This window comes from Pseudonocardia terrae, from assembly GCF_021343995.1.
GTDB lineage: Bacteria > Actinomycetota > Actinomycetes > Mycobacteriales > Pseudonocardiaceae > Pseudonocardia > Pseudonocardia terrae.
The window spans coordinates 1-2,003 of sequence record NZ_JAJTTE010000137.1; the positions used below are offsets into that span (position 1 = coordinate 1).

1 protein-coding gene is annotated in these 2,003 nt (G+C 68.0%); it reads left to right on the plus strand.

The features are described from left to right. Window positions 1–179 precede the first annotated feature (179 nt). The gene (locus tag LWC33_RS34580; RefSeq protein ID WP_443720194.1) at window positions 180–1,889 is read left to right on the plus strand and encodes an IS1634 family transposase; all 1,710 of its coding nucleotides are present in this window, start codon (window positions 180–182) and stop codon (window positions 1,887–1,889) included. The last annotated feature ends 114 nt before the right edge of the window (window positions 1,890–2,003 follow it).

The following is a 2,003-nucleotide window of genomic DNA, read 5'->3' on the forward strand; positions in this document are numbered from 1 at the left end:
CCGGGGTTCCACAGATGATCCGGGTCTGACGACTCGTCCGAGGCTCGCACCGCTGGTCAGAGCGTTGCGACCTAGCGGAACCAGCGAAACACACTAGTGACACGGCTGAGTCGGTCACCATGTGTGACCTGTGGCTCCTTCTTGATCTCATAGCGGCTTGATCGCTAAGGTCGCGGTCCGTGTATGTGAAGCGCTCGACGCGCAAGATGGCCGACGGCAAGACGGTCGGCTATCTGCAGCTGGCCCATAACGAGTGGGACCAGGTCGCGAAGGTGTCGCGGACGAAGGTGCTGTACTCCTTCGGCCGGGAGGACCAGCTCGACGTCGCCGGGATCCGGCGGCTGGTCGCCGCGTTGTGTCGGTTGCTGGAGCCGGGCGAGGCGCTGGCCGCGACCGCGCCGGCGGAACTGCGGTTCATCGAGACGAAGGCGTTGGGCGGGGTGTTCGCGCTGGACGGGCTGTGGAGCAAGCTCGGGATCGATGCCGCGATGCGGCGGATGTTGGCGACCACGCGGATGGAGCCGCGGGTGGAGCGGATCTTGTTCGCGCTGGTGGCGAATCGGGCGCTGGCTCCCAGCTCGAAGCTGGCCGCGACCCGGTGGATCGAGCACGACGTGGTGATCGACGACCTGGACGTCCCGGTGGTGGACGAGTCCTGCTACCGGGCGATGGACTGGCTGATCGCCGCCGAGCCCGAGCTCGGGCGGATCGTGTTCGACAACACCGCCGACCTGCTGAACCTGGAGGTGGACCTGCTGTTCTTCGACACCACCTCCACCTACTTCGAGGCCGAGGACGCCGATGCCCCTGTCGGCCGGGACGAGCGCGGGATGCCGGTCGCCGACGTCTCGGACGCAGCGAAGGAGGCAGGTTTTCGCACCTTCGGCAAGAGCAAGGACTCCCGCGGCGACCTGCCGCAGATCGTGGTCGGCATGGCGGTGACCCGGGACGGGATCCCGGTGAGGTGCTGGGCCTGGCCCGGGAACACGGCCGACAGTGCACTGATCCGGCAGGTGAAGGACGACATGCGGGACTGGTCGCTGTCGCGGATCGTGTGGGTCGCCGACCGCGGCTTCACCTCGGCCGAGAACAGGCGCTACCTGCAGAAGGCCGGCGGGCACTACATCCTCGGGGAGAAGCTGCGCGGCGGCACCCCCGAGGCCGACGCCGCGCTGGCGCGTCAGGGCCGCTACCGGCACGTCGCCGACAACCTGCAGGTCAAGGAGGTGCGGCTGTCGTCGGATCTGGCCGACGACCGGTTCGTGATCTGCTTCAACCCCGAGGCCGCCGTCCGCGACGCTGCCATCAGAGCCCGCATGGTCGCCCTGCTCGAGGAGATGATCGACGGCTCCGACAAGCTGTCCCGGGACCAGCGCGTCGAGCTGCGCGGCGTGATCTCCACCAAGCCCGGGCTGAAGCGCTACCTGCGCACCACCCCCGGTGGGCTGCTGCGCATCGACAAGAAGGCCATCGGCGCCGAGGCCACCCTGGACGGCAAGTTTCTGCTGCGCTGCTCGGACCCCAAGCTGTCGGCCGAGGACATCGCCCTTGGCTACAAGCAGCTCCTGGAAGTCGAGCGCGGCTGGCGGGACATGAAGTCGATCATCGACATGCGCCCCGTCTATCACCGCGTCGAGGAACGGATCCGTGCTCACGTGCTGCTGTGCTGGCTAGCGCTGCTGCTCATCCGCATCGCCGAGACCCGCACCGGACAGACCTGGCCCGCCATCCGCGACGAGCTCCAGCGCCTGCACCTGGGCACTTTCACCGGCCCAGCCGGCTCCTTCCGCCAGCGCACCGAGCTCACCACCGGCCAGAAGAAGATCCTGACCGCGCTCGGCCTGCCCGAACCCCGCCGCGTCTTCGAGGCCACCCCCGCAACGCCCTGACCAGCACGAACACCCCAGCCTAGTGACACGCCCCGTCACCGGGCCGATCGGTGTTTCCCCAGCTCACAACCCATTTTCACGGACTAGTCGACTGGCTGATCTGTGGAACCCCGG